This window comes from Curtobacterium sp. MCBD17_035 (assembly GCF_003234815.2).
In the GTDB taxonomy this organism is placed as follows: domain Bacteria; phylum Actinomycetota; class Actinomycetes; order Actinomycetales; family Microbacteriaceae; genus Curtobacterium.
This window is the reverse complement of record NZ_CP126279.1, coordinates 70538-96470: the sequence shown is the minus strand read 5'-3', so window position 1 is coordinate 96470 and position 25933 is coordinate 70538. Positions and strand designations below refer to the sequence as shown.

Here is a 25933-nt window from a genome sequence, read left to right as displayed (position 1 = left end):
GGACGCAACGACCGCGCGTAGCATGACGGCGATGGATTCGCTCGACCACCGCATCCTCGACCAACTCCGCGAGAACGCCCGCGCCGGCTACGGCGACATCGGCGCGGTGGTCGGGCTCTCGGCGTCCGCGGTGAAGCGCCGCGTGGACCGCCTGGTGGCCGACGACGTCATCCAGGGGTTCACGATCAAGGTCGACCCCGCCGTCGAGGAACGCGGGACCGAAGCCTGGGTCGAGCTGTACTGCCGCGGCACCGTCTCGCCCGACGAACTCCGCGCCGTGCTCGAGAACGTGCCCGAGGTCGTCGACGCCGGAACGGTCACCGGGAGCGCCGACGCCGTCGTGCACATGCGGAGTCGGGACATCGCGTCGCTCGAGGAGGCCCTCGACCGCGTCCGCTCCGCCCCGCACGTCGACCACACCCGCAGTGCGATCGTGCTGTCGCGACTCGTCTCGCGCGAGTCGCTGTGAGCGTGGCACCGCGCACGACCCGGACGCCGGTCCGCCGCTCCGTCCCGCGCTCGCCCGGGAGGCCCGGCACCCGTCGCGCGGGCACCGCTCCGGCCCGCCTCCTGGTCACCGCCGCCACCGTCGCCTACCTCGCGAACTGCGCGTGGGGCACCGCGGTCGCGACCGGCGTCATCCGGACGAAGCGGCTCCGGGTCGTGCACCACGCGCTGTTCGTCGTGACGGCGACCCTGACCGGCGCCGCCGTGACGACGCCCGTGTGGACCCGCTCGCGGGCCGCGGCGTTCCTCCTGCCCGCACTCGTGCCCCTCGCCGCCGCACCGCGCATCCCCGCCCGATCGCGTGCACACTGGAGAGTCGCGGTCGCGGCGGCACCGTCCTACCTCGGCGCCGTGCTCGGACTCCGCGCGGGATGGCCCGAGCGCTCCTGACCCGGGAGCCGGCCCACCCGCGTGCACCGGGCCCCCCGTCCGACCGCCGGGAAGGACAGCGGCAGTGGAGCTCATCGAGGCGATCAGACGGCGACGGACGACGAACGGGGCGTTCCTGCCCGATCCCGTCTCCGAGGAACACCAGCGTCTGCTGATCGAGCTCGCCGGGCGCGCGCCCTCGCAGCTCAACAGCCAGCCGTGGCGGTTCGTGCTCGTCGAGGAGCGACCGACGATCGAGCGGATCGCCGCGATCAGCGGCTCGTCGATGACGCGGACGATGGCCGAGGGCACGTTCTTCGAGCGGTACAAGCCGTACTTCCGGTTCTCGAAGGCCGAGATGGAGGCCCGGCGCGACGGGATGCTGTTCGACAAGCTGCCCGCGCCGCTCCGACCGTTCACGAAGCAGGTGTTCACGCCCCGCGGCCAGAAGCTCATGAACACGCTGCGGGTGCCGCAGACCCTCGGCGAGGAGAACCGGAAGCTCGTCGCGGGATCGCCGCTGCTCATGGGGGTGATGCTCGACCGGCACGAGTACCGGCACGAGGAGACGAACGCGTTCTACTCCGTGTTCAGCATGGGCGCGGCGATGGAGAACATCTGGCTCGCCACGACCCAGCTCGGCATGGGCATCCAGTTCGTGTCGTTCCCGATGGAGATCCCGAGCGCCTGGGCCGAGGTCGAGGACGTCCTCGGGGTGCCGGACGACCTCGAGCTCATGGCCGTGTTCCGGCTCGGGTACCTGCCGCCCGAGCGCCGCCGCCCCGCGATCGACTGGGTGTCGAACGAGCGGAAGCGGCCGTCGCAGTACGTGTTCCGCGGGACGTGTCGCACGCCGCAGACGGGCTGGGACGACGCACCGCTCGTGACGCCGATCGAGGACGACCCGGCGGCCGACGCGACGACCTCGGGGAGGGACGCGTCGTGACGGGGGGCGCTCCCGTCCTGACGACCGCCCCGGCACTGCCCGGCCGCGCGTTCATCCGGCAGGGGTGGCACGACGTCGTGTTCCTGCACTGGCGGGTCGACGTGTCGGCCGTGGCCCCGCTCCTCCCGGCCGGCCTCCGACCGGACACCATGGGCGCGGACGGCGTCGACGACGGGGTGACCACCTGGGTCGGCCTCATCGGGTTCCGGTTCACGGACACCGCATTCCCGCCGCTCGCGCCGATGCGGCGGCTCGGGACGTTCGTCGAGGTCAACGTGCGGGTCTACACGGTCGACGACCGGGGGCGGCACGGCGTCGTGTTCCTGTCGCTGGACGCGGGCCGGTTCCTCCCGGCGGTCGCGGCGCGGGCGATGCTCGGGCTGCCGTACCACTGGGCGCACGCGGCGACGCGGTGGGGCGTGGACGGGACGCGCGGCCGGGGTGCCGCCGCTGGCCGACACGGCGCGGGCGGTCGCGTGGCGTACGCGATGCGGCGCCACGGGTCCTCGGCGCGCTCGCGGTTCGCCGTGCACGTCGGTGCGCCCATCGCCGAACCGTCACCGCTCGAGCAGTTCCTGACCGCCCGGTGGGGCATGCACGTCCACCGCTTCGGGGCGACCCGGTTCTGGCCGAACGAGCACCCGGCCTGGCCCCTGCACCACGCGAGGGCCGAGTCGGTGCACGACGACCTGATGGGCGAGGTCGGGCTGCCGCGCTCGCTCGCCGACGTCCCGCCGGACTCCGTGCTGTGGTCGCCCGGTGTGACGACGTCGTTCGCCCGCGGGACAAACTAGCGAGACAGAGGCGGACCACTCCACCCTTGCCCTTCCGGGTCCGGGTCGGGAAAGTACCTGAAATGGTTTAGAAGCAATTTGAGAACATTATCTCTTTCTTCCAGGTCCTCCGGTGGGGGAGGTTCCTCAGTAGCAGAGCTTAGGAACACCTCAGGGAGAATTATGTTGGCATGCCCGACAAAGGGGATTTGGTCGCAATCTACACCGGCACCAATTGAAAGGAGATAGCCAACGCCACCCGACGCAAGCCCTCTGTATTGCGCATCAGGTCCAGAAACGGCCCGCTTACCCATATCCTTGCAGTGCCCAGCGCCAGCCCTGAGACGGATCACTGACAGGTCACGCCTCCCTCGAGGGGGCATGAAAGCGGCTCGCCTTAGCTGCGTGCCTTTCTTGACGTGGAATGGCGACTTGATAGCCCGTACTACTGTTTCAGCCGAATCGACTTCGTGCGTAAGGTACGCGGGTTTGTCCATCAGCCGAGCGTGAAAGAAGCGCCTGTTACGCCATTTCGTTCATCGATAACTCGACGCAAAGACTGAAGCGCGCGGTCGGGGCCCTCTTTCATCTCCCCGTTGTAATACTGGCTCGGACCGTCGGGACTCCTGATATACATCGAATAACTCGTTCGGCCAATCTGCAGGTGCGCCTCGAACTCATCGATCTCCCATTCAAAGGAAATGGTTCCTTCAGGAGTAGGAAGAACGTCAGGAACGAGTGAGAGATTCAGCGCTTTGTCCAGGCAAGCCCAGGCGTTCAACCGCACTGCCTTCGAGAGTACCTGGGCCCCGTAGCCGTCCCAATTGGCCTCCAGATGCTCTAGAGCGCGCAGGTTCGTACGCGCCGTTTCGGCCTCAAAGCGAAATTCTTGACGTCGGGCCGGACGTACGGTCCTGCTTTCAGCAGCTTTATTACGTGGAGTACCATACAATTGAGTTCCACCGTGCGCATAAAACGAGTCCACTACTCCCCCTCGAGTACTCCAATGAAGCTCTTGGCGAGCGTCATGAATGTGTCGTGAATCACCGAGTGAAGCCGGTCGAAGACCAGCATCACTTCTGACATGTTCAAACTTGCACTGGCCCTAGAGAGTGCAAGACAATCGAGAATTACCTGGGGCGTATTTTGCACATTGCCCAGGCCTGTCTTGAACTGCATCCTGTCGCCGTCCGCTGTCCGGCCGCTCAGCGACAAGAAAGCGTTGTCGGGCTCACCAGCCAGCGCATTCTGTACCCCCGGCGGGATCTGCACATTGAAGCCAAGGGTGGACTCGAGGAACTTCATCCTGTCGCCGCCGGTGAACCGTTCGTCGAAGGCGTTGATGTAGTTGAGGCTGATGGACGTTGTCAGTCGATCGAGATCAGATTCCGCAAGGGCTTCAACCAAGGACATGAGGCCGATCTCGATTGCCGGCCGAAAATCAGACCATGTTTTGTAGGGCGGAATGGCGTTGACGGAAAAGGCGCCAGCGCCCGCCTGGAAAATAACAGTGGTTTCGGTGTCTTCGGCACGTCGATAGCGAATGACCGGCTGCCCTTCCTCAATCTCAGAACCCTGAGGAAGAAGTCTTTCAGTGCGCGAATATCCGTGCCGCGCCAGCACCTGGCCAAGACGGTCGAAAACGGGATCCCAGGTCTGAGCCAGTACGACGAAGTCATCACCCTCGTCCGGACGCTTGAGTGCTGGTTCGGTCCAACGGACTTGCGCTGCTAGCTCGATCAAAGGTGCGTTCGGGAAGGACTGGTTCACTTCTGCGCCCTCAACATGTTCTCAACATAGTCGGTTACTACCCTCCCGCGTACATCAACAGGCTGTTGCGACACCCTGGCAGATGCACCCGTCATCCTTCTGAGTGCGATGACAGACACGGACCCGAAGCGCAGGCGAGGGCGCTCAGCTCAAAACTTCAGCTCCACGAACGCCCGGTCCGGCACCCCGAACCGGTGCGCCGTGATCGTCACGGTCTGCTCGCGGAGGAACGGCAGCATCTCGACGAGTCCGGCCTCGACCACGGGGCCCGCGTGCACCGCCACGTCGATCGAGGCACCGAGGGCCTCCTCGAGCGCCAACGGGTCGCCGCCGAGCAGGCGGATCCGGGCACCGGGACCACCGAACGCGGTGTGCGGGACCGGCTCGTAGGTCGGCGACAGGACCGCGGCGAGCTCGTCCTCGGGCGTGGGCTCGTCCGACGACCACTGCTCGCGGAACACCGCGCCGGCCGCCGCGCGCCCGAGCCACTCGTCGTCGGACTCGACGATCTGGTCGACGACGTCGAGCGGGGACCGCGGACCGGCGAACAGCTGCACGAGGCTGCCGGGCAACGGCACCGCGGTGCTGACGAGCACGTGGGCGCGGGCGGCGGTCGCGGCGACGAGCACGCGGACGAGGTCCCCGGCCGACGTGCCCTCGGACGCGCGGACGATGACCGACTGGGGCCGGTAGCGGAGCACGTTGCGTTCCACCCCGAGACCGGCGGTGTCCGCCGGGCGGGCGAACTCCGCGGAGCGCGCGACGACGTCGCTCCGCGCCCCGGACCGCACCCGGTCGAACTCCTCGAACGTCAGGCCGCTCCGCGCGGCCTCGATCACGGCCGCGATCCGGGCCGGGACGCCGTGCAGTCGGATGCTCCCGTGCGGGGTGTGCGGCGTGGGCTCCCAGCGGCCGAGTGTCGCGACGGACAGCGGGGCGCCCGACTTGGTGCCGGTGCCGATCGCGGAGCGCTTCCAGCCGCCGGTGGGCTGTCGGCGGACCAGGGTGCCGGTCGTCGCACGGTTCACGAACAGGTCACCCGCCTGTACGCGGTCGAGCCAACGGGCGACCTCGTCGGTGTCGAGGGAGTGGATGCCCGCGGCGAGACCGTAGTCGGTGCCGTTCTGGATCGCGATCGCGTCCTCGAGGGTCTCGGCCTCGACGATCCCGAGCACGGGTGCGGGCACGGGTGTCTGGTGGAACGTGCTGCCCTGTCGGACGCCGTCGCGGATGCCCGGGGACCAGAGCCGCCCGGAGTCGTCCAGGGGCCGCGGCTGCAGGAGCCACGACTCCCCCGGTCCGAGCTCGGTGAGTGCCTGCCGCACGCTCCCCCGGGGCTCGTCGACGAGCGGTCCCATCTGGGCGGCGGGGTCGTCCGGCCAGGCGACGCGGAGGCTCCGGGTCGCGTCGACGAGCAGCCGGCGGAACCGGTCGTCCTCACGCACGGCACCGACGAGGACGACGAGCGACGCCGCGGCGCGGTCCTGCCCGGCGTGCGCGAAGGCACTCCGCACGACGTCGCGGACGGCGAGGTCGACGTCGGCGGACGGCGTGACGACGATCGCGTTCGTGCCGGTCGTCGCGGCGGTGAGCGGGAGGCCCGCCCTCCACCAGGCGAAGGACCGCGCGGTGTCCGCCGTGCCCGTGAGGAGCACGCGGTCGACCGCGGGGTGGGCGACGAGGTCGCGGCCGAGCCGGTCGACGTCGAGGTCGACGAGGACGAGCAGCGAGTGCGGCACCCCGGCGTCCCACAGGACGTCGGCCACGAGCGCACCGGTCCGCCGAGCGGCCGGCGCCGGCTTGAGCACGACACCGCTGCCGGCCGCGATCGCCGCCAGGACGTCCCCTGCGACGACGGCGATCGGGGAGGTCCAGGTCGGCACGACGACGGTGAGGCGCGGCGGCACCGGGGTCGCGCCCGTGATGTCCGCGAGGTGCCGGGCGCGGTCGGCGGCGTGGTGTGCGGCGTCGACGGCTCGGCCCACCTCGGCGTCCGCCTCGGCGAGCGTCGAGCCCGTCTCGGCGACGGCGACCTCGACGAGGTCGCCCCGCCGGACCTCGAGCTCGTGGGCGATGAGGTCGAGCAACTCGGCGCGGTCCTGCGGGTCCTGCCGTCCCCAGTTCACGCCCGCCTGCGCGGTGGCGGCGACGATGCGCTCGAGCCGGTTCCGGTCGGCGACGCCCGCGTTCCGGATCGTCTGCCGACCGAGCGACGATCCCGGCACACGACGCAGCACCTCGCCGGCCCAGGCGCGGTTGGCGCGGATGGTCGGGTCGGTGCCCTGCGCGTTGTGGAAGTCGGCGACGTGCGGCGGGGGTCCGAGCGGGGCCGTGCGGTCCTGGGTGCGGAACGTCGACGGGACGGGCTCGTCCAGCGCCTCGACCGCGGCCAGGTACCGCTCTCGCCGCTGCTCGGACCCGGCGCTCGCGGTGTCGGTCGTCGTCGAGGAACCCGCGGCCTGCTCGGGGTCCGCCAGGTCGTACAACCGCCGGGCGAGGTACCCGACGGCGGCGTCGTACTCGTCGGGGTCGACGACCGGCGTGACGAGGAACACCGACCCGACGTCGGCCCGGACGGCCTGCAGGTGGGTGCCGTCCACACCGAGGAGCATGCCGAGTTGGAGGGCGTCGACGACACCACGGCGCTCGGCGAGCACGCGGGCGGTGGCGAGGTCGTACAGGTCGTGCCCGAGGACCTCGATCCGGACGGCGTCCGTCCGCGCGGGCGTCAGCGCGGCGTCGAGCAGGCGGAGGGTCGCCGCCTGGATCTCCTGTGTGGTGCCGAACGTGGCCAGCGGGCGGTCGTGGAGCGCGGCCTCCACCCGTTCGACGGGGTCGGCGGCGCCGGCGTCGATCCGGACGGTGATCGGTGATCCGCCCCGGGCGCGGCGGGCCTGCGACCAGGCGGTGAGGTCGTCGAGGGCCCACCGGGTGTCCGGTACCGCGGCGGGCAGGGTGAGGCCCGCCGGGAGCTCGAGGAACTCGGGCCGGTCGAGCAGGGTCCGGAACACCGCGAGCGTCAGGTCGAGGTCGTCGTGGGTGTCCACCCGGAGCGTGACGCGGCTGCCACCCGCCACGGCCGCCCGGTACAGCGGCAGCAGGCGCTCGACTCCGCGGACGACGGTGTCGTCGAACGCCCAGAGCACGGGCTGCGGGAGCGCCACGGCGACCGAGGTGGTGACGCGGTCCACGTCGTCGCGACCGAGCAGGTCGATGGTGCGCCGGAGCTGCCGGTCGGACTCGTCGTCACCGGACACCGGGCGTCCGAGCGGCAGGACGTCGAGCACCGTGCCCGGGACCGCCAGCTTGGCGAGGGCGGCGCCGAGGCGCGCCGGTGCGGCGTCGACCACGAGGTGTCCGGCCATGCGGCGCAGCACACGGCGTGCCGGGGGGACGACGGCCCACGGCATCATCTGCGCGAACCCACCGCCGACGGTGGCCGCGCCGCGGAGGTGCCAGGCGACGGGGTCCGGGACCTCACGCGCGAGTCGTTCGAGGTGCTGCGCGGCGACCTTCGGGTCCTGCGGTCGGCCGACGCGGTCGATGAACCCGAGCGTGACGTCGAGGCCGCGCTCGTCGCGGAGCACCCCCGCGAGCCGGACGGCCCCGGCGTCCGGCCGGAGCATCGCGGCCGCCGCGGTCCAACGGCGGACGAGGGCGACCGCGTCGTCGGTGCAGTCCTGGAGGCGCGGGTCCGGCATCCTCCGATGGTATTCGGGCGGTCCGACGGGACCTGGGGGCGCGCCCGGCGCGCGGTGGACGCGGGCCGAGTGTCGCCCGTCCCCCACCGGGAGGCCCGGGGCCGCGGCGGGAGGCCCACGGCCGCGGCGACCACGGGTGCGGCCGGTCAGTGGAAGCGGTGGTCCTGGATCGTCATGCGCGGACCGAACGACGGCTTCCGGAAGCCGCTGCCCGTGATGAGCCGCATGACCCGTTCCCGGTGTCCCCGCCACGGCTCGAGGAGCTCGAGCATGCCGTCGTCGTCGACCGGAGCGCCGGCGAGCGCCCATCCCACGACGGCCGGCAGGTGGTAGTCGCCGACGCTCGGTGAGTCCGGGTCGCCGTGGGAGCGCTGCGTGGTCTCGGCGGCGGTCCACACGCCGATGCCCGGGATCGACATGAGGCGTTCCGCCACGACACTGCCGCCACGACCGAGGGACAGGGTCCGCTCGAGCGACGCGGCGACCCGCACGGCGCGCATCACCGTCGCCGAGCGGCCGGGCTCGATCCCCGCCCGGTGCCACTCCCAGCTCGGCACCCGCGCCCAGGTGTCGGCGTCGGGCGGGACCGCCATGCCCTCGGGGGCGGGGCCCGGCGCGGGGGTGCCGTACCGCCGGACGAGGAACCGCCAGGCGCGCCAGGCCTGGCGGCTCGTGACCTTCTGCTCGAGGATCGCGGGCACGAGCATCGCGACGACGGTGTTCGTGCGGCAGAGGCGTAACCCCGGCTGACGGTGTCGCGCCGCGGCGAGGAAGGCGTTGCCGCTGACGTCGAACCCCGTCCAGTCGTCACCCCGACCGAGGAGTTCCGGCGCGTGCGCGATCGCCCACTCGGCGCCGTCGCCCCAGGTGGACACCCGGACCTCGTCGCCGACGGCGCGGACGGCGACGGTCACGGGACCGGCGGGCGTGCGGAGCGCGAGCCAGGTCGTGGCGTCGACCTGACGGAAGGCAGGGTCCCCCGTGCCGCGCATGAGCGGGCGCAGCGTGGCCCGGACGTCGACGTGGTGCCCGGGCCGGTAGACGGTGTCGTGTCGCTGCGCCGGGGGTGCGGCAGGTTCGACGATCACGCGGAGGATCGTACGTGGCGGCGGTGACATCGCCGAACCGGCCGGGGTGGGCCTCCCGGGAAGCGGAGGGGATGCCGTCGTCGACCCGGTCCGCGATGATGGGGACCACCGCGCGGCCGGACGGGCCGGGCCCGACACCACGGAGTGCTCCCTCATGCGCATCGGCATCCTCACCAGCGGCGGCGACTGCCCGGGGCTCAACGCGGTCATCCGCGGCGCCGTCGTCAAGGGCATCGCGATCCACGGGCACGAGTTCGTGGGGTTCCGTGACGGCTGGCGCGGCGTGGTGCAGGCGGACGTCGTGCCGCTCGGTCGCAAGGAGATCCAGGGGATCGCCAAGCAGGGCGGGACGATCCTCGGCACGAGCCGGACGAACCCGTTCGAGGGCGAGAACGGGGGCGCCGCGGCGATCGCGGCGAACCTCGACCGGCTCGGCATCGACGCGATCATCGCGATCGGCGGCGAGGGCACCCTCGCCGCCGCGCGCCGCCTCACGGACGCGGGCCTCAAGATCGTCGGGGTGCCGAAGACCGTCGACAACGACCTGAGCGCGACGGACTACACGTTCGGCTTCGACACCGCGGTGCAGATCGCGACCGACGCCATGGACCGGCTCCGGACGACGGGCGAGTCGCACAGCCGCTGCATGGTCGCCGAGGTGATGGGACGCCACGTCGGGTGGATCGCCCTGCACAGCGGCATGGCGGCCGGGGCGCACGCGATCCTCATCCCCGAGCAGAAGACGAGCATGGCGCAGATCGCGGACTGGGTGCGCTCGGCCCACGACCGCGGTCGGGCGCCGCTCGTCGTCGTCGCCGAGGGGTTCGTGCCGGACCAGGAGGACGACGCGCACTCGGAGCGTGGCCTCGACGCGTTCGGTCGCCCGCGCCTGGGCGGCATCGGCGAGCGCCTCGCACCGCTCATCGAGGGCATGACGGGCATCGAGACCCGCGCCACGACGCTCGGCCACATCCAGCGCGGCGGGACCCCGACGTCGTACGACCGGGTGCTGTCCACGCGGCTCGGGATGGCGGCGATCGACTCCGTGGTCGAGGGACGCTGGGGCCGCATGGTCGCGCTGCGCGGGACGGACATCGTGCACGTGTCGTTCGCCGACGCGATCGGCGAGCTCAAGACGGTGCCGCAGGAGCGCTACGACGAGGCGGCGATCCTGTTCGGCTGACCGCATGGCGCTGGCGTCGCAGCTGACGTACAATTCTGCGTACGTCAGGAGGTCACAATGCGCATCCTCAGCTACTCGGAGACGCGTTCCCACTTCGCCGAGACCCTCAACGCCGTCACGGACGACCGCGAGGAGGTCGTGGTCACGCGCGCGGGCCACGAATCGGTCGTGCTCGTGTCCCTCGACGACTACGAGTCCCTGAAGGAGACCGCCTACCTGCTGAGGAACCCCGCGAACGCCCGGCGGCTGCTCGCCTCGATCGAGCGCCTGGAGCGCGGGGAGGGCACGGAGCGGGACCTGGACGAGTGAGGTACGTCTGGGACGACGCTGCCTGGGCCGACTACGAGTGGTGGCAACAGCAGGACCGGAAGATCGTCAAGCGGATCAACGGGCTGCTCCGTGACATCGCGCGCAACGGCAACGAGGGCATCGGCAAACCGGAGCCGCTCAAGCACGGGTTCCGTGGGTACTGGTCCCGGCGCATCACGGACGAGCACCGTCTCGCGTACCGCGTCACGGATGACAGCGTCCTCATCGCGCAGTGCCGGTACCACCACGACGAGTGACGACGCCGGACCGCGCGCCGCGGACTACCGTCGTCCCCATGCAGAGTCGCACCTTGGGCAGGACTGGTCGGGACGTGTCCGTCATCGGACTCGGGACGTGGCAGCTCGGGGGTGACTGGGGTGACGTGCCGGAGTCCGACGCGATGGCACTCCTCGACGCCTCGGCCGAGGCCGGCGTCACGCTGTTCGACACCGCGGACGTGTACGGGGACGGCCGGAGCGAGCAGCTCATCGGTCGGTGGCGCGCCGCCAACCCGGACGTGCCGCTGACCGTCGCCACGAAGATGGGTCGCCGCGCCGACCAGGTCCCCGCGAACTACGTCGCCGCCAACTTCCGCACGTGGGTGGACCGCTCGCGCCGGAACCTCGGCCAGGACACGCTCGACCTCGTGCAGCTCCACTGCCCGCCGACCGCCGTGTTCGAGGACGACGCGGTGTACGACGCGCTCGACGCCCTGGTCGCCGACGGCTCCATCGCCGCGTACGGCGTGAGCGTCGAGGAGACCGATCAGGCCCTCACCGCGATCGCCCGGCCGGGTGTCGCGAGCGTGCAGATCATCCTCAACGCGTTCCGCCTCAAGCCGCTCGACGCGGTCCTGCCCGCCGCACGGGAGGCCGGGGTCGGCATCCTCGCCCGCGTCCCGCTCGCCTCGGGGCTGCTCTCGGGCAAGTACACGACCGAGACGACCTTCGCCTCGCAGGACCACCGGACGTACAACCGCCACGGTGAGGCGTTCGACCAGGGCGAGACGTTCAGCGGTGTCGACTTCGAGGACGGCGTGCACGCGGCGCAGGAGTTCGCCGCGGCCGTGCCCGAAGGCGTCTCCGTCCCGCAGGCCGCGCTCGCCTGGATCGTCGAACAGGACGGCGTCACGGCGGCGATCCCGGGCGCCCGGAACGTCGAGCAGGCCCGGTCGAACGCGGCGGCGGGGTCGCTGCCGGCGCTCGGGGCGGACCTCGACCGTCGGGTCCACGAGGTGTACGACCGTTGGTTCCGGGCGTCCGTGCACGACCGGTGGTGACGCTCCCGTGACCGCGGGTCGGGCCTCCCGGTGAGCGAGCGCACGCGCGCGGTCGTCGTCCGGACCGGTGCCGGACCGGTCGTCGAGGACCACGAGGTGGGCGCCCCGGGTCCGGACGAGGTCCTGGTCGACGTGACGCACTCGAGCGTCAACTACAAGGACGGCATGGCCCTGGCGGGTGACCCGGGCGTGCAGCGCGCCGACCCGCTCGTGCCGGGCATCGACGTCGTCGGGACGGTCCGCGCGGTCGGCGACGGCACCGCCTCCGCCCCGGCCCCGGGCACCCTCGTGACGCTCAACGGCGCCGGGCTCGGCGAGACCCGCGACGGCGGGTACGCCGGTCTCGCGGTCCTCCCCGCCGCGGTGCTCCTGCCGGTCCCCGCGGGCATCACGGCGGAGCGGGCCGCCGCGATCGGTACGGCCGGGTACACGGCCGCGCTCAGCGTGCTCGCGCTCGAGCGGTTCGTCGCGCCGGGCGCCGGTACGGTGCTCGTCACGGGAGCGTCGGGCGGGGTCGGGTCGATCGCGGTCGCGCTGCTGGCGGCGCGGGGACACCGGGTCGCCGCGTCGACGGGTCGGCCGCAGCACACCGAGACCCTGCGCCGGCTCGGAGCGGCCGAGGTGGTGGACCGCCACGACTTCGACACCCCGGGCCGTCCGGTGGAGCGCCCACGGTGGGCCGGTGCGGTCGACAGCGTCGGGGGCGCGACGCTCGTGAACGTGCTGGCGCAGACCGCGTGGGGCGGCGCCGTGACGGCGTGCGGGCTCGCGCAGGACGCGCGGTTGGCCGGGTCGGTCCTCCCGTTCATCCTGCGCTCGGTCGCGCTGCTCGGCGTCGACTCGGTCGCGGCACCGCGCGACCTGCGCGAACGGGCGTGGGCGCTCCTCGCCGCGGACCTCGATCCGGCGCTGCTCGACGGGGTGACGACGACCGTGGGACTCGCCGACGTGGTCGCCGTCGGCCGGGAGGTCCTGGCCGGGCGGGTGCACGGGCGCACGGTCGTCGACGTGCGCGCCTGACACCGTCACCTCGCCCGCGGGTTCCCCCGCATTGCATGTCAAGTGATTGTGAAATCACCTCCTAGGATTCGGGTACGCGTCCCGACCCTCGTGCCCGAAAGGTCGCCCCCATGCCGGTCCCCCAGCCCTCCGCCGACGCCGCACCGCGCCGCCTGCTCCGCGACGTGGTGTTCGACAAGATGCTCGCGGCGATCCACGACGGAACGCTGCAGCCCGGCGAACGGCTCAACGACGACGAGCTCGTGCGCTGGCTCGGCGTCTCCCGCACGCCCATCCGCGAGGCCATCGCCAAGCTCGTCGACTACGGCCTGGTCGAGATGGAGGCGAACCGCTACACGCGCATCGCCACCCCGACCGGTCGGCAGTACCACGAGGCGTTCTCGGTGCTGTTCGGGTTCGCCGAACTCGCCGCCCGCTGGGCGTTCCCCCGGTTCACCGACGAGGACACCGACGCGCTCGACGCTCTGCTCGCGGACGTCCGCACCCACGCCGCGGCGAGGGACCGGGCCGTGGACGACGACGTGCACGCCCTCATCGGGTTCCTCGTCGACCACGCGGACAACGCGCTGCTCACGAAGCTGAGCGCCTCGGTCCTCGCCCGGGCGCGCTTCGTGACCGTCGGCAGCGCCGAACCCGTGTTCGCCGCCGCGGCGGACGCGGTCGCCAGCCTCCGTGACGCGGCCACCGACCGGGACGGCGAGGCCGGTGCCGCCGCCGTCCGCGCCCTCGCCGACGGCATGGCCGACCACCTCGACGCCGTCCGGGCCGCCGACCTCACGACCGCCGAGCCCGAGGAAGCCGCGCTCGTCATCACCTCCGGTCCCGGGATCTGACCCGGGTGAGCACCAGCACCACCTCCGACAGCCCCCTGGTCGACGCACGGGGCCTCCGCGTCACCCGCGGCGGCCGCGACCTCGTGCACGAGGTCGACCTCGTCGTGCGCGCCGGGGAGCACTGGGCGCTCCTCGGACCGAACGGCGCCGGCAAGTCGACGCTGCTCGCCGTGCTCGGCGCGACGAGCCACCCCAGCGCCGGCAGCGTCGACCTGCTCGGACGACGACTCGGGCGCACCGACGTGCGGGAGCTCCGCGAGCACATCGGCCACGTCGACCCGCGCCACCGGATGCTCACGCCGCTCTCGGTCCTCGACACCGTGCTGACCGGGCTCACGGGCACGACCGACCTCATGATGCGGTGGGAACCGACCCCCGAGCAGCGTGCACTCGCCCTCGAGCACATCGCCGACGTCGGGTTGCGCGACCGGTGGGACGCGTCCTGGGCCGTCCTGTCGCAGGGCGAGCGCGGTCGCACGCTCATCGCCCGGGCGCTCATGTCCGAGCCGCGCCTGCTCCTGCTCGACGAGCCCGCCACCGGCCTCGACGTCGCGGCCCGCGAGCACCTGCTCGAGACGGTCGACGCCCTCCGCCACCGGCATCCCGAGCTCGCGAGCGTCATGGTGACGCACCACCTCGAGGACCTGCCCGCGTCGACGTCGCACGCGATGCTCCTCCGCGACGGCGGAGTGGTCGCCGCGGGCCGCGCGGACGACGTCATCACGTCCGAGGCCGTGTCCGCCTGCTTCGCGTTCCCGCTCGCGATCACGCGCACCGACGGACGCTGGCAGGCGCGCCGGGCCGACTGAGCCGGGAGGCGCGGCACCGGCCCGGCGGTCCGCGCTACTTCGCGGTCACGCCGCCGAGCATGCCCGAGATGAACCGTCGCTGCAGGAAGAAGTAGAGCACGACGATCGGGAGGGCGACGATCACGCCCGCGGCCGACAGCAGCGAGTAGTCGGTCAGGTGCTGGCCCTGGAAGAACGCGAGACCGAGCGGCGCGGTCCGGTGGTCCTCGCTCGTGATGAGGACGAGCGGGAGCAGGAACTCGTTCCAGGTCCACATCGCCAGGAGCACGCCCATCGTCATGATCGGCGCGATGGACGCGGGAACGACGACCCGCCACAGCAGCCGGACGTCGCGCGCACCGTCGAGCCGCGCGGCCTCGATCACCTCGGTCGGGAACGTCCGGAACTGGTTCCGCATCCAGAAGATCCCGAACGCGAGCGACTGCGCGGTCTGGGGCAGGATGAGGCTCTCGTACGTGTCCGTCAGGCCCACACCCCGCAGGTCGAAGTACAGCGGGATGATGAACGCCTCGGCCGGCAGCATGAGCCCGGCGAGCATCACGAAGAACACGATCCCGGACCCGGCGAAGTCGAGGCGCGCGAACGCGAACCCGGCGAACACCGCGAGCACGGTCGTCAGCAGCACGACGGACACCGTCACGACGACGCTCGACAGCATGTACGACCCGAAGTGCCCCTGGCTCCACGCGTCCCCGAAGTTCCCGAGGTCGATCCGGGTCGGCAGCGTGAACGAGCCGGTGTTCTCGGTCGCCGGGGTGACGGCCGAGAACAGCACACCGACGAGCGGGACGATCGCGAACAGGGCGAAGAGGCTCAGGACGACGTAGTCGACGACCTTCTCGCGCGTGGTGATCCTCATTCGGTGTCCTTCGGCTGGATCCGGTTCACGAGTGCCGTGACGATCATGATCACGACGGTCAGGGTGACCGCGACGGCGGCAGCTGCGCCGACCTGGCCCGTGTTGAACGCGCGGTTGTACGCCTCGAACGCCGGTACGGTCGTCGAGTTGCCCGGACCGCCGCGCGTGGTGATGTACACGAGGTCGAAGGTCTTGAGCGCCGACACGATCGTCAGGGTCAGCGCCACCGCGATCTGCCCGCGGAGCGACGGCAACGTGATGGAGAAGAACTCGCGCGCCGCCCCGGCACCGTCGAGCCGCGCCGCCTCGAACAGCGCGGGCGCGATGTTGCCGACGCCCGAGAGGAACAGCACGAGGCACAGCCCGACGTTGAGCCACGTGCCCACGAACCCGATCGCGGGCAGCGCCGTGCCGTAGTCGCCGAGCCACACCCGCGCCAGGCCGCCGAGTCCGACGAGCCGGAGGACCTGGTTGAGCAGACCGTCGGTGGAGTAGATCGACACCCAGATCGTCGCGACGACGACCGACGCGATGACCTGCGGCAGGAACAGCACGGTCCGGAACACGCTCATCCCCGGCAGCGCGTTCGCCCGCGAGATGAGCGCCGTCAGGAACAACGCGAGCGCGACCGGCACCGCGCAGTAGAACACCATGAGCACGAGGGCGTGGAGGAACGCCCCGCGGAGCTCGGCGTCCTGCACGACGTCGACGTAGTTCGCGAACCCGGCCCAGGTCGCGGTCGACAGGCCGTCCCAGTCGAAGAACGAGTACTGCACCGTCTGCAGGAACGGCCACCCGAGGAACACCGCGAACACGACGAACGCGGGCAGCACGTACAGGTACGGGACGAGGCTGCGCCTGCGTCGCCGCCGCGGCTGCGTCCGAACGCGGACCGCGGGTGCGGGTGCGGTGACCCGGGGCAGGGCGTCGACCATGCTCAGCCGCGGCTCTTGCCGAACGCCGCGTAGTCCGTCTGCAGCGTCTGCGTGAACTGCTGCGGCGTCGCCTTGCCCGCGACGAGGTCCTGCGCCGCGGCGGTGAGGGTGTCGTAGAACGTCGGGGTCGCGTAGTCGAGGTAGGGCGTGATGCCGTTCGCCTGCGAGATCTCCTTGTACTCGCTCGTGATGTCGCCCGAGATCGTGCCCGAGGCCGGGGTGTCGCTGCTCGGGACGACCGTGGGCAGGTTGCCCGTCTTCACGAGGGTCTCGGACGCCTTCGCGTTCGTGATGAAGTCGACGTACGCGGCCGCGGCGTCCGGGTGCATCGTCTTCGAGGTCAGCGCCCACGCGAGCCCCTCGCCGCCCATGGTGACCGGCGTGTCCGAGCCCTTCGGGGTGAGCGCCGTGAAGCCGATGTCCTTCGCGGCGGCGGCGGCCTCGAGCGTCGCCTCGTACCAGGTCCCGGTCACGAGGAACGCGGACTGCCCCTTGCCGAAGGCCGCGACGGCGTCGTCACGCGAGACCCCGTTGGCGCCCGGCGTGATGTAGCCCTTCTCCTGCCAGCCCTGGATCGTCTTCGCCGCGGTGACCTCGTCGGAGCCGGTCCACGAGCCGCGCTCCGACGTGACGAGGTCGTTCACCGCGTCGTGCCCGGCGAGCGCTGAGAGCACGAAGCCGTACAGGTGGATGCCCGGGCTCTTCTCGACGTCGCCGTAGCTCAGCGGCAGCGATCCGGCGGCCTTGACCTTCGCCATGTCGTCGGTGAGCTCGGACACGGTCGTCGGGGGGTTCGTGATCCCGGCCTTCGCGAGCACCGCCTTGTCGTAGTACAGCCCGACGAGCTCACCCGTCTGCGAGACGCCGTACAGGTGGTCGCCCTGCCAGGTCGTTCCGTTCGACGAGAACGAGTTGAGCTTGAGCAGGCTCGACGGGTAGTAGTCGTTCCAGCCGTACAGCTTCGCGTAGTCGTCGACGGGACGGAGCAGTCCGGCCTTGACGAACGCGCCCATGTCCGGGTAGCCCTGGTTCGCCTGCACGACGTCGGGCGGGTTGTCCCCCGAGAGCGCGAGCTTCAGCGTCGTCTTGAGGTCCGCGAACGACCGCGAGACCCGCTTGACGGTGATGTTCGGGTGCGCCTTCTCGAACGCCGCGTTGAGCTGCTGCTGCGCCTCGTCGATGCCGCCGTCGGTGTTCTGGTCCCACACCGTCAGGGTCGTCCGGCCCGATCCGACGCTCTTCGACACGGGGCCGAGGCTCTGGTCGCTCGAGGCGGACGTGCCGCCGGGGGTGCACGCTGCGAGGCCGAGCGCGAGCGCGGTCGCCACACCGACGAGGAGCGGTGCCTTCCTGGTGGTCTTCATGGTTCGTTCCGATCTCCGGGTCGCGGGGAGCGCGGCGGCGGTGGAGGTGGTGGGCGGGTGTGGTGGTGGTGACGGAGCGGGCCGGTCAGGCGGTCGGGAGCAGGGCCTCCCGGAGGAACGCCCAGTCGCCGTCCGGACGGTGCCGGTCGACGAACGCGACGAGGTCGGCAGGTCGCGGTGCGCTCGCGGCACCGCCGAGTCCGGTGACGGACATCGACGCGCACAGCCCCGCGAACCGGAGGCGCGTGCGGAGGTCCCAGCCGCGCGATGCCGACGCCATGAACGTGGCGACGAAGACGTCGCCGGCGCCGGTGGGGTCGACGACCGGGACGGTCACGGTCGGGACCTCGACCACCGTACCGGTGCCGCCGTCGACGGCGACGACGCCCGCCGCGCCACGCGTGACGACGGCGAGCGGGACCCGCTCGGCGAGCACGCGTGCGGCGGCGACTGCGTCGTCGGTGCGGGTGTAGCGCATCGCCTCGACGTCGTTCGGCACGAACACGTCGACCTCGGCGAGGCGGTCGAGCACGTGCGACCCCCACTCGCCGGTGTGGTCCCAGCCGACACCGCCGACGACGGTCGTGCCCGCCGCGCGCAGCCGGGCGACCCATGGCGGCAGCTCGTGCGCGATGCCGACGTGCGTCGCGCCGACGGGCCCGAGGTCGTCCGGGAGCTCGAGGTGCCCGAGGGCCTCCTGGTAGGTGATGAAGCTCCGGTCGTGCGCACCGGTGAGGGCCACCGTGACGGGGCTCTGGTGTCCGGGCACCAGTTCGAGCAGGCTCGTGTCGAGGTCCGGCTCGGCGTCGAGCACGGCGCGGACGTGGGTGCCCAGCGGGTCGTCGCCGAGGCGGGCGAGGATCCGCGTGCTCGCACCGGCCCGGGCCGCGGCGACCGCGCGGTTCGCGACACCGCCGGGCGTCACGGTGAACCCGTCGGCGTACACCTCGGTGCCGGGTTCGGGCACGGAGACGCCCGAGAACACGACGTCGCAGAAGACGTCGCCCGCGAACAGCAGGTCGATCGCACCGGGCAGGTCGGCCGCACCGGGCAGGTCGGCGGCGGGGGGCAGGTCGGCGGCGCGGGGCAGGCCGGTGGCGGGCAGGTCCGTCCCGCCGGGGTCGGCGCGCTGGCTGTCGGTCACGGAGGCTCCTCGTCATCGCGGTTCCGCGTCCGGGTGCGTGCTGCACGACGTCGCGGTTCCGCCCGATGTCCTGCAAGCCTGTGCACTCGGTGTTTCCGGCACATTACCGAAGTGACGCGGTTCTGTTAATCCTGTTCATCTCCGGTGCGGTTCTGCTCGGGTTTGCCCGAAGTCGAGCACGGCGTGGTTAGAGTGACGGCATGATCCTGCGCGAACGGCAGAACCGCATCATCAGCGCCCTGCGCGCCGAGGGTGCCGCCTCCGTGCGGGAACTCGCCGCCGCGCTCGACGTGAGCGAGGCGACGATCCGCCGCGACCTCGAGGTGCTCGACCGCAACGGCGAGCTGACCCGCACGTACGGCGGCGCGGTCCTGAAGCCCGGCACGACCGTCGAGGACCACGGCCGCGTCCGCGCCGAGGGGCCGTTCGACGACGGGCGCGACCTCGATCTCAAGGAACGGATGGCCGAGGCCGCGGCCGCGATGGTCGCCGACGGGAACGTCGTGCTGCTCGACATCGGCACCACGACGCCGCTGCTCGCGCGCCGCCTGCACGGTCGTGACGTCACCGTCGTCACCTCGAACCTCGCCGTCTTCGACGAGCTCCGCGACGACCGCGCCGTGCGGCTCGTCCTGCTCGGCGGCGTGGTCCGCCGCAACTACCGCACGCTCGTCGGGTCCCTCGCCGAACTCGCGCTGAGCCAGATCAGCGCGGACGTCCTGTTCCTGTCGTGCACCGGGGTGCGTGCGAACGGGCACGTCGTCGACAACATGGCCGTGGAGGCCCCCATCAAGCAGTCGATGATCGCGGCGTCGGACAAGGTCGTCCTGCTCGCGTCCGAGGCCAAGTTCCCCGGGACCGGAGCCCTCCGGCTCTGCTCCCTCACCGACGTCGACGCCCTGGTCACCACCACGGGCGCCCCTGACGACACGCTCGCACTGTGCCGGAACGCCGGCGGAGAGGTCACCATCGCATGAAGCTCTGCATCCTCGGAGGCGGCGGGTTCCGCACGCCGTACGTGTACCAGGCGCTGCTCCGCGACACCGGCACGCCCCGCGTGGACGAGGTCGCGCTGTACGACGTCGACGAACGCCGCCTCGCCGCCATGGTCGCGATCCTCACCGAGCTCGCGGCCGGGTTCGAGGACGCGCCGCGACTCGTGCCGACCACGGTCCTCCAGGACGCCGTGGCGGGGAGCCAGTACGTGTTCGCCGCGCTCCGCGTCGGCGGCCTGGAGGGACGGCGTTGCGACGAGCACGTCGCCCTCGACCTCGACGTGCTCGGCCAGGAGACCACGGGACCCGGCGGCCTCGCGTACGCGATCCGCACCGTCCCGGTCATGGTCGAGGCGGCCAGGGTCATCGCGGACCTCGCACCCGACGCCTACGTCATGAACTTCACGAACCCCGCGGGCATCATCACCGAGGCGATGCAGACCGTGCTCGGCGACCGCGTGCTCGGCATCTGCGACACCCCGTCCGGTCTCGGGCGTCGCGTCGCGGGCACCCTCGGGCTCGACCACACGCGGGTGCAGATGGACTACGTCGGGCTCAACCACCTCGGCTGGATGCGCCGCGTCCTGTACGACGGCCGCGACGTCCTGCCCGAGCTGCTGGCCGACGACGCCCGCCTCGCCGCCATGGAGGAGGGCCACGTCTTCGGACTCGACTGGATCCGCTCCCTCGGCGCGATCCCGAACGAGTACCTCTTCTACTACTACTTCAACCGCGACGCCGTGCGGACGATCATCGACTCCGGCAAGACCCGCGGTGACTTCCTCGCCGAGTCCCAGGGCGCCTTCTACGACCGGGCCACGGCCGCGGGGAACGGGGTCGCCGATCTCTGGCGCGAGACCGTCGCCCGGCGCAGTGCCTCGTACATGGCCGAGGCGAAGGGCGGCACGCAGGACGAGCCCGTCGACCCGAAGGAGCGCGAGACCGACCCCGCGCACCAGGGCTACGCGGGGGTCGCCCTCGGCGTGATGGCCGCGATCAGCCGGAACGAGCGGCAGACGATGATCCTCAACGTCCGGAACCGCGGCACGATCCAGGCCCTGCCCGACGACGCCGTGGTCGAGGTGCCCACGATGGTCGACGCGAACGGCGTGCACCCGTTGGCGACGGAGCAGCCGGACCTCCACCAGATCGGGCTCATGGCGCAGGTCAAGGACGTCGAGCGGCACACGATCGCCGCCGGGCTCACCGGGTCGCGATCGGAGGCCCTGCAGGCGTTCGCGCTCCATCCGCTCGTCGACAGCGTCACGGTCGCGCGCTCGTTGCTCGACGGGTACGTCGCGCGGATCCCCGAGGTGGCGGCCGTCCTGACGCACTGACCGAGCGGGATCCGGCGTGTGGGCGGACGGGGCCGACCCGTCGGTTCACCCGGCGCGGGGCGGCTCGCCCCCGATCCCCTCGCGCCGGACCGCCGCCTCGAGGAACGCCCGCGCCCGGTCCGCGCCCCGGAGGAGGTCCGGCACCTCGGTCCCCAGACCCGCCACCACGTCGTCGATGCCCGACAGCCCCGCCCGGGCGAGGAGTCGCTTCTCGTTCGTCACCCACTCGCCGCGACGTGCCAGGACGGCATGCCCGGCGTGGCACGCGGCCTCGCTGATGAGACCGGCGCACTGCGCGACCCGTCCGTGGCGGGCGTGGCCTTCCCTCGCGTAGTGCAGGGTCAGGTCGGCGTTCGTCCACCACACGCCGGGGGCGGACGTGCGGAGCGCCTCCGGGTACTCCCACCGGGGCACCTGCCCACGGAGGGTGCGGTTCGAGGCCAGTTCCGCCAGGAGGATGGTGCTCGGCAGGCCCGCCTGGTGGAACAGCAGGGGCTCGATGGTGAACCGTCCGCGGACGGCGTCGTCGTGGACCGCGTCGATGAGGTCGAGGTCACGGTAGTGGATGTCGACGGACCGTCCGTCCACGGTGACCGCGCCGCCACCGTTGAAGATCCTGCCCCAGCCACCGAGTCCGGTCAGGTGCCCGGGCCACCCGAGGTCCCGGACCACCTGCGGATCGAACGCGTCGCGGTGGTAGACCGCCACGTCCCAGTCACTGTCCGGGCGGTTCGTCCCCTGCGCTCGGGAACCGCCGAGTGCGACGGCCTCCACGCCGGGGAGCGCTGCCAGGCGGTCGGCGACGTCGTCGAGGAACGCGTCGTCGTCGAGGGTGTGCTGGGGGGAGGACATCGGTCAGTGCTCCGGCATCCGTCAGCCGCGCTCGTCGCCGATGCCGAGCCCGAGCAGCCGCCGCCGGTCGAACTCGCCGGCGGCTCCGCTGAACAGGTCGAATCCGCGCACGACGGCCGCCCGATCCTGGTCGGACAGCCGGGCCAGGACCCGCTCGATCCCCTCGGTCCGCCGGCGCGTCACGTCCTCGACGAGCGCGATCGCCCGTCGCGTCGGCACCACCAGGGTCTCGCGGCGGGAACTCGGCGCGCTGTTCCGCCGGACCCAGCCGTCCCGCTCCAGGCGGTCGACCGTCCGCGTGAGGGTCGACGGACTCGCACCGGTCTCCTCGGCGAGGACCCCCGCGCGGACCGGCCCACGCGCCACGAGCACCACGAGGGTCCGGAGCTGCGGGACGGTCACCTGCTCGAGCGCGGACTCGAGCGAGGCGGCGACGATCCCGAGCATCGCCCGCGAGGCGAGCACGGCAGCCGACGGCGGGAGCACGGCGGTCAGGTCCTCGGCGGCGGCGTCCATGGGATCCCCAGACTGACACAACGGAGGCGTTCGCGACAGAGCCGGCCGACCCGCGACGGGCGACCGGCGACCGGCCGACCAGCGGCCCGCTCCCGGCCCTGCCTACGCCGAGGCGGCGGCAGCGGCCCTGGCGGCGGCGGGCAGGGCCTCCAGGACGCGACCGATGGCGCGGTCGTCGTGCGCGGCCGTCAGGAACCACGCCTCGAACACGCTCGGCGGCAGCGTGACGCCCGCGTCGAGCATGGCGTGGAAGAACGGCGGGTACCGCCAGGCCTCCTGCGCACGGACGTCGTCGTAGGTCCGCGGCGGCTCGGCGGTGAACGCGAACGAGAACAGGTTCCCGGCACGCTGCACGGTGTGGGCGACGCCCTCGGCGGTCAACGCCGCGGAGACCGCGCCGGACAGCAGGTCGGCGGTGCGGTCGAGGTGCGCGTACACGGCGTCGTCGGCGGCGCGGAGCGTGGCGAGCCCGGCCGCGACGGCGAGCGGGTTCCCGGACAGGGTCCCCGCCTGGTACACGGGACCGAGCGGCGCCAGGAAGTCCATGACCTCGGCCCGACCGCCCAGGGCCGCCAGGGGCATCCCGCCGCCGACGACCTTGCCGAACGTGATGAGGTCCGGCTGCCATCCGGTGCCGTCGGGGACGACACCGCCGGCCTCGAGACCCCACCACCCGGCCGGGCCGACGCGGAACCCCGTGAGGACCTCGTCGAGGATGAGCAGCGCGCCCTGCTCCTGCACGATCTGCGCGAGCGCCCGGTTGAACCCCGGCTCGGGCGCGAGCACGCCCATGTTCGCGGCGGCGGCCTCGACGATCACCGCGGCGATCCGCTCATGGTGCTCGTCGAACGCGGCCCGGACGGCGTCGAGGTCGTTGTACGGCAGCACGAGGGTCTGCGCGGCGGTCTCGGCGGTGATGCCGGCGGATCCGGGCAGTGCGAGCGTGGCGACACCCGACCCGGCCTCGGCGAGCAGGGAGTCCGAGTGGCCGTGGTAGTGCCCCGCGAACTTCACGAGCAGGTCCCGGCCGGTGTAGCCACGGGCCAGGCGGATCGCGGTCATCGTCGCCTCGGTCCCGGTCGAGACGAGCCGGAGCTTCTCGACAGGACCGGCGCCGCCGACCCGGACGCGCTGCTCGACGAGTTCCGCGAGCTCGGTCTCGCCCGGCGTGGAGGCACCGAACGAGAGCCCGCGGCCAGCGGCCTCCTGCACAGCGGCGACCGTGCCGGGGTGCGCGTGCCCGAGGATCGCCGGGCCCCACGACGCCACGAGGTCGACGTACTCGCGCCCCTCGGCGTCGGTGACGTACGGCCCCTGCGCGGCCACGAGGAAGCGGGGCGTCCCGCCGACCGAGCCGTAGGCCCGCACCGGGGAGTTCACGCCGCCGGGGATCGCGTGCTTCGCGCGACCGAACAGCTCGTCGTTCGTCGTCATCGGGTCGACTTCCCCACGCTCGAGAGTTCCACGGTCTCGGCACCGGCCGCCGGGGTGGCGCCGCTGACCCGGCCGCTCGCACCGGACTCCTGGCGCAGCCGCTTCGCCAGGTCGACGGCGAAGTAGGTCAGGATCGCGTCCGCACCGGCACGCTTGATGCCGAGGACGCTCTCCATCGCGGCGGCGTCGCGGTCGATCCAGCCGTTCTGCGCGGCCGCCGTGATCATCGCGTACTCGCCGCTGATCTGGTAGGCCCACACCGGCACCGGCGAGATCGCCGTGGCGGCGGCGAGCACGTCGAGGTAGCTCATCGCGGGCTTCACCATGACGACGTCCGCGCCCTCCTCGATGTCGAGCTCGACCTCGCGCAGGCCCTCACGCCCGTTGCCGGAGTCGATCTGGTAGGTGCGGCGGTCGCCGACGAGCGTCGACGCGACGGCCTCGCGGAACGGCCCGTAGAACGCGCTCGCGTACTTCGCCGCGTACGCCAGGAGGGCCGTACCCGAGTGACCTGCGCCGTCCAACGCGTCGCGGGCGGCGGCGATCTGGCCGTCCATCATCCCGCTCATGCACACGAGCTCGGCGCCGGCCTCGGCCTGGGCCACCGCCATGTCGCGGTAGCGCTCGAGCGTCGCGTCGTTGTCGACCGAGCCGTCCGCAGCGAGCACCCCGCAGTGACCGTGGTCGGTGAACTCGTCGAGGCACAGGTCGGACTGGACGACGAGCGCGTCGCCCACTTCCTCCTTCGCCACACGGATCGCCACGTTGAGGATGCCGTCCGGGTCGGTGGCGCCGGATCCGGTGGCGTCCTTGTGCTGCGGGACTCCGAAGAGGTTCACGCCGCCGATGCCGACCTCGGCCGCCTCGACGAGCGCGCGCCGGAACGAGTCGAGCGAGTGCTGCTCCACCCCGGGCATGCTCGTGATCGGCACCGCGGCGTCGGCGCCCTCGCGGATGAACATCGGCAGGACCAACTCGGCCGGGTGCAGTCGCGTCTCGGCGACGAGTCGACGCATCGCGGGCGTCGCGCGGAGACGGCGCGGGCGCACCTGGGGGAACTGGCCGACGGGGGTGTGGGGTGCGGACACGGTCACCTTCCTGGTTGGGTGTCGGGACCGGCGCCGACGGCGGGGTCCGGGTGGAGCGCCTCGACGACGGCGTCGAGCAACGATGCGGTGGTCCGGGCGGCGGCGACGCCGTGGACGGGGAGGCCGAGCGCGCGGGCGTCGGCGGCGGTCCCGGGCCCGATGCAGACGAGCCGGGTCCGGTCGTCGAGCGGGACGAGCCGGGCCGCGACCTCGCCCGCGACACTGCCGCTCGTGACGATCACGGCGTCCGGTGGGCGGGGCACCACGACCGGTCCGGTGCCGGTCCCCACGGTACGGTACGCCTCGACGTCGTCCACGTCGAGGCCGCGGGCACGCAGCCCCGCGACGAGCGTCGGGGCCGCGATCGCGCTCCGCGGGAACAGCACCCGGCCCGCTGTGCCCGGCACCACGGCGGCCAGCTCGGCCGCTGACGCCGCGGCCGGCACCAGGTCGACCCGCCACCCGACGTCGGTACACGCCGCCGCGGTCGCGTGGCCCACGGCCGCCACCCGCGTTCCGGCCGGGAGGCCCGACAACCGCTCCGCCACGCGCCGCACCGCCGTCGCACTCGTCACGACGATCCAGGCGTACGTCCCGGCGGCGAGGGCGTCGACGGCGGCCGCGAACGCGGCGGGGTCGGCGGGGTCGGTGTCGGTGATGAGCGGGACGACGAGCGGTTCCAGGGCCCGGTGCCGGGCCTCCCGGGCGACCCGCTCGCCCCAGGTGCCGCCGCGCGGGACGAGCACGGTGGGACGCCGGGCGTCCGGGGCCGCCGGACCGCCGCCGGCGCGCACGCCCGTGCTCGTCGCGGGAGTTCCGGCG

Annotated in this window: 26 protein-coding genes; 13 read left to right on the top strand and 13 right to left on the bottom strand. The window is 72.3% G+C overall.

The features are described from left to right. Positions 1-31: 31 nt before the first annotated feature. From DEI93_RS00470 to DEI93_RS00455, 4 genes are all read left to right on the top strand, one after another. A complete protein-coding gene (locus tag DEI93_RS00470) occupies positions 32-469 on the top strand; it encodes an Lrp/AsnC family transcriptional regulator (protein ID WP_111010397.1) in 438 nt (145 codons plus the stop codon). A gap of 2 nt (positions 470-471) precedes the next feature. Further along, complete coding sequence (locus DEI93_RS00465) at positions 472-897, top strand: hypothetical protein (protein WP_220037866.1); 426 nt, start codon at positions 472-474, stop codon at positions 895-897. 64 nt (positions 898-961) lie between these two features. Beyond that, the gene (locus tag DEI93_RS00460; RefSeq protein WP_111119565.1) at positions 962-1822 is read left to right on the top strand and encodes a nitroreductase family protein; all 861 of its coding nucleotides are present in this window, start codon (positions 962-964) and stop codon (positions 1820-1822) included. Continuing rightward, positions 1819-2616 carry a YqjF family protein gene (locus DEI93_RS00455; protein ID WP_111119566.1) on the top strand — a complete coding sequence of 266 codons (798 nt, stop codon included), beginning with the start codon at positions 1819-1821 and terminating at the stop codon, positions 2614-2616. Before DEI93_RS00460 ends, DEI93_RS00455 begins: the two co-directional genes overlap by 4 nt. A gap of 475 nt (positions 2617-3091) precedes the next feature. On the opposite strand, the gene DEI93_RS00450 is transcribed toward DEI93_RS00455, so the two are convergent. The 4 genes from DEI93_RS00450 to DEI93_RS00435 all read right to left on the bottom strand — a co-directional run bounded on the left by DEI93_RS00450 (position 3092) and on the right by DEI93_RS00435 (position 9184). After that, on the bottom strand, positions 3092-3580 hold the full coding sequence (locus DEI93_RS00450) for a hypothetical protein (protein ID WP_146244381.1): 489 nt from the start codon (positions 3578-3580) through the stop codon (positions 3092-3094). Then, a complete protein-coding gene (locus tag DEI93_RS00445) occupies positions 3580-4365 on the bottom strand; it encodes a TIGR04255 family protein (RefSeq protein WP_111119567.1) in 786 nt (261 codons plus the stop codon). Before DEI93_RS00445 ends, DEI93_RS00450 begins: the two co-directional genes overlap by 1 nt. 149 nt (positions 4366-4514) lie before the next feature. Next, on the bottom strand, positions 4515-8066 hold the full coding sequence (locus tag DEI93_RS00440) for a proline dehydrogenase family protein (protein ID WP_111119568.1): 3552 nt from the start codon (positions 8064-8066) through the stop codon (positions 4515-4517). A 146-nt stretch (positions 8067-8212) separates the two neighbouring features. Beyond that, positions 8213-9184: a DNA-3-methyladenine glycosylase family protein gene (locus DEI93_RS00435; protein WP_502868535.1), complete on the bottom strand. Its 972-nt coding sequence runs from the start codon at positions 9182-9184 to the stop codon at positions 8213-8215. 124 nt (positions 9185-9308) lie between these two features. On the opposite strand from DEI93_RS00435, the gene DEI93_RS00430 reads away from it, so the two are divergent. The 7 genes from DEI93_RS00430 (at position 9309) to DEI93_RS00400 (ending at position 14587) form a co-directional block, all read left to right on the top strand. Continuing rightward, entirely contained in the window at positions 9309-10337 is a 1029-nt protein-coding gene (locus DEI93_RS00430; protein ID WP_111011990.1) for a 6-phosphofructokinase, read from the top strand. A 57-nt stretch (positions 10338-10394) separates the two neighbouring features. Beyond that, positions 10395-10646 (top strand): type II toxin-antitoxin system Phd/YefM family antitoxin, encoded by a 252-nt coding sequence (locus DEI93_RS00425; RefSeq protein ID WP_111010329.1) that lies wholly within the window; start codon positions 10395-10397, stop codon positions 10644-10646. Then, positions 10643-10903 carry a Txe/YoeB family addiction module toxin gene (locus tag DEI93_RS00420; protein ID WP_111119569.1) on the top strand — a complete coding sequence of 87 codons (261 nt, stop codon included), beginning with the start codon at positions 10643-10645 and terminating at the stop codon, positions 10901-10903. Before DEI93_RS00425 ends, DEI93_RS00420 begins: the two co-directional genes overlap by 4 nt. Before the next feature lie 38 nt (positions 10904-10941). Beyond that, positions 10942-11925: an aldo/keto reductase gene (locus tag DEI93_RS00415; protein ID WP_111010331.1), complete on the top strand. Its 984-nt coding sequence runs from the start codon at positions 10942-10944 to the stop codon at positions 11923-11925. 30 nt (positions 11926-11955) lie between these two features. Continuing rightward, on the top strand, positions 11956-12945 hold the full coding sequence (locus DEI93_RS00410) for an acrylyl-CoA reductase family protein (protein ID WP_111119570.1): 990 nt from the start codon (positions 11956-11958) through the stop codon (positions 12943-12945). Positions 12946-13055: 110 nt separating this feature from the next. Further along, positions 13056-13778 carry a GntR family transcriptional regulator gene (locus DEI93_RS00405; protein WP_220037867.1) on the top strand — a complete coding sequence of 241 codons (723 nt, stop codon included), beginning with the start codon at positions 13056-13058 and terminating at the stop codon, positions 13776-13778. Positions 13779-13783: 5 nt separating this feature from the next. Next, positions 13784-14587, top strand: a complete 804-nt coding sequence (locus tag DEI93_RS00400) for an ABC transporter ATP-binding protein (RefSeq protein WP_220037868.1) — start codon at positions 13784-13786, stop codon at positions 14585-14587. Positions 14588-14621: 34 nt separating this feature from the next. On the opposite strand, the gene DEI93_RS00395 is transcribed toward DEI93_RS00400, so the two are convergent. The 4 genes from DEI93_RS00395 to DEI93_RS00380 form a co-directional block, all read right to left on the bottom strand. Next, the gene (locus tag DEI93_RS00395) at positions 14622-15446 is read right to left on the bottom strand and encodes a carbohydrate ABC transporter permease (protein WP_111011977.1); all 825 of its coding nucleotides are present in this window, start codon (positions 15444-15446) and stop codon (positions 14622-14624) included. Then, positions 15443-16381, bottom strand: coding sequence for a carbohydrate ABC transporter permease (locus DEI93_RS00390; protein WP_111010336.1), 939 nt, complete (start codon positions 16379-16381; stop codon positions 15443-15445). Before DEI93_RS00390 ends, DEI93_RS00395 begins: the two co-directional genes overlap by 4 nt. Positions 16382-16383: 2 nt before the next feature. Next, the gene (locus DEI93_RS00385) at positions 16384-17745 is read right to left on the bottom strand and encodes an extracellular solute-binding protein (protein ID WP_111119571.1); all 1362 of its coding nucleotides are present in this window, start codon (positions 17743-17745) and stop codon (positions 16384-16386) included. An 85-nt stretch (positions 17746-17830) separates the two neighbouring features. After that, positions 17831-18889 carry a carbohydrate kinase family protein gene (locus DEI93_RS00380; protein ID WP_111119572.1) on the bottom strand — a complete coding sequence of 353 codons (1059 nt, stop codon included), beginning with the start codon at positions 18887-18889 and terminating at the stop codon, positions 17831-17833. A 200-nt stretch (positions 18890-19089) separates the two neighbouring features. Here DEI93_RS00380 and DEI93_RS00375 point away from each other — a divergent pair, with 200 nt between their 5' ends. Continuing rightward, complete coding sequence (locus tag DEI93_RS00375) at positions 19090-19866, top strand: DeoR/GlpR family DNA-binding transcription regulator (RefSeq protein WP_111010339.1); 777 nt, start codon at positions 19090-19092, stop codon at positions 19864-19866. After that, positions 19863-21221 carry a 6-phospho-beta-glucosidase gene (locus DEI93_RS00370; protein ID WP_111119573.1) on the top strand — a complete coding sequence of 453 codons (1359 nt, stop codon included), beginning with the start codon at positions 19863-19865 and terminating at the stop codon, positions 21219-21221. The genes DEI93_RS00375 and DEI93_RS00370 overlap by 4 nt, the downstream gene beginning before the upstream one ends. 45 nt (positions 21222-21266) lie before the next feature. On the opposite strand, the gene DEI93_RS00365 is transcribed toward DEI93_RS00370, so the two are convergent. The 5 genes from DEI93_RS00365 to DEI93_RS00345 all read right to left on the bottom strand — a co-directional run bounded on the left by DEI93_RS00365 (position 21267) and on the right by DEI93_RS00345 (position 25905). Next, complete coding sequence (locus DEI93_RS00365) at positions 21267-22073, bottom strand: nucleotidyltransferase domain-containing protein (RefSeq protein WP_111119574.1); 807 nt, start codon at positions 22071-22073, stop codon at positions 21267-21269. 21 nt (positions 22074-22094) lie between these two features. Next, positions 22095-22589, bottom strand: coding sequence for a MarR family winged helix-turn-helix transcriptional regulator (locus DEI93_RS00360; RefSeq protein WP_111119575.1), 495 nt, complete (start codon positions 22587-22589; stop codon positions 22095-22097). Between the two features lie 102 nt (positions 22590-22691). After that, entirely contained in the window at positions 22692-24023 is a 1332-nt protein-coding gene (hemL, locus tag DEI93_RS00355; protein WP_111119576.1) for a glutamate-1-semialdehyde 2,1-aminomutase, read from the bottom strand. Continuing rightward, positions 24020-25117: a porphobilinogen synthase gene (hemB, locus tag DEI93_RS00350; protein ID WP_502868534.1), complete on the bottom strand. Its 1098-nt coding sequence runs from the start codon at positions 25115-25117 to the stop codon at positions 24020-24022. The genes hemL and hemB overlap by 4 nt, the downstream gene beginning before the upstream one ends. Beyond that, entirely contained in the window at positions 25114-25905 is a 792-nt protein-coding gene (locus DEI93_RS00345) for a uroporphyrinogen-III synthase (RefSeq protein WP_111119577.1), read from the bottom strand. The genes hemB and DEI93_RS00345 overlap by 4 nt, the downstream gene beginning before the upstream one ends. Positions 25906-25933: the final 28 nt, after the last annotated feature.

Bases quoted from the DNA above. Each gene is read 5' to 3' on its own strand.
- DEI93_RS00370 (WP_111119573.1), top strand. From the start codon at position 19,863: ATGAAGCTCTGCATCCTCGGAGGCGGCGGGTTCCGCACGCCGTACGTG.
- DEI93_RS00365 (WP_111119574.1), bottom strand. From the start codon at position 22,073: ATGTCCTCCCCCCAGCACACCCTCGACGACGACGCGTTCCTCGACGAC.
- DEI93_RS00395 (WP_111011977.1), bottom strand. From the start codon at position 15,446: ATGAGGATCACCACGCGCGAGAAGGTCGTCGACTACGTCGTCCTGAGC.
- DEI93_RS00440 (WP_111119568.1), bottom strand. From the start codon at position 8,066: ATGCCGGACCCGCGCCTCCAGGACTGCACCGACGACGCGGTCGCCCTC.
- DEI93_RS00430 (WP_111011990.1), top strand. From the start codon at position 9,309: ATGCGCATCGGCATCCTCACCAGCGGCGGCGACTGCCCGGGGCTCAAC.
- DEI93_RS00470 (WP_111010397.1), top strand. From the start codon at position 32: ATGGATTCGCTCGACCACCGCATCCTCGACCAACTCCGCGAGAACGCC.
- DEI93_RS00415 (WP_111010331.1), top strand. From the start codon at position 10,942: ATGCAGAGTCGCACCTTGGGCAGGACTGGTCGGGACGTGTCCGTCATC.
- DEI93_RS00425 (WP_111010329.1), top strand. From the start codon at position 10,395: ATGCGCATCCTCAGCTACTCGGAGACGCGTTCCCACTTCGCCGAGACC.
- DEI93_RS00390 (WP_111010336.1), bottom strand. From the start codon at position 16,381: ATGGTCGACGCCCTGCCCCGGGTCACCGCACCCGCACCCGCGGTCCGC.
- DEI93_RS00435 (WP_502868535.1), bottom strand. From the start codon at position 9,184: ATGTCACCGCCGCCACGTACGATCCTCCGCGTGATCGTCGAACCTGCC.
- DEI93_RS00405 (WP_220037867.1), top strand. From the start codon at position 13,056: ATGCCGGTCCCCCAGCCCTCCGCCGACGCCGCACCGCGCCGCCTGCTC.
- DEI93_RS00375 (WP_111010339.1), top strand. From the start codon at position 19,090: ATGATCCTGCGCGAACGGCAGAACCGCATCATCAGCGCCCTGCGCGCC.
- hemL (WP_111119576.1), bottom strand. From the start codon at position 24,023: ATGACGACGAACGACGAGCTGTTCGGTCGCGCGAAGCACGCGATCCCC.
- DEI93_RS00360 (WP_111119575.1), bottom strand. From the start codon at position 22,589: ATGGACGCCGCCGCCGAGGACCTGACCGCCGTGCTCCCGCCGTCGGCT.
- DEI93_RS00385 (WP_111119571.1), bottom strand. From the start codon at position 17,745: ATGAAGACCACCAGGAAGGCACCGCTCCTCGTCGGTGTGGCGACCGCG.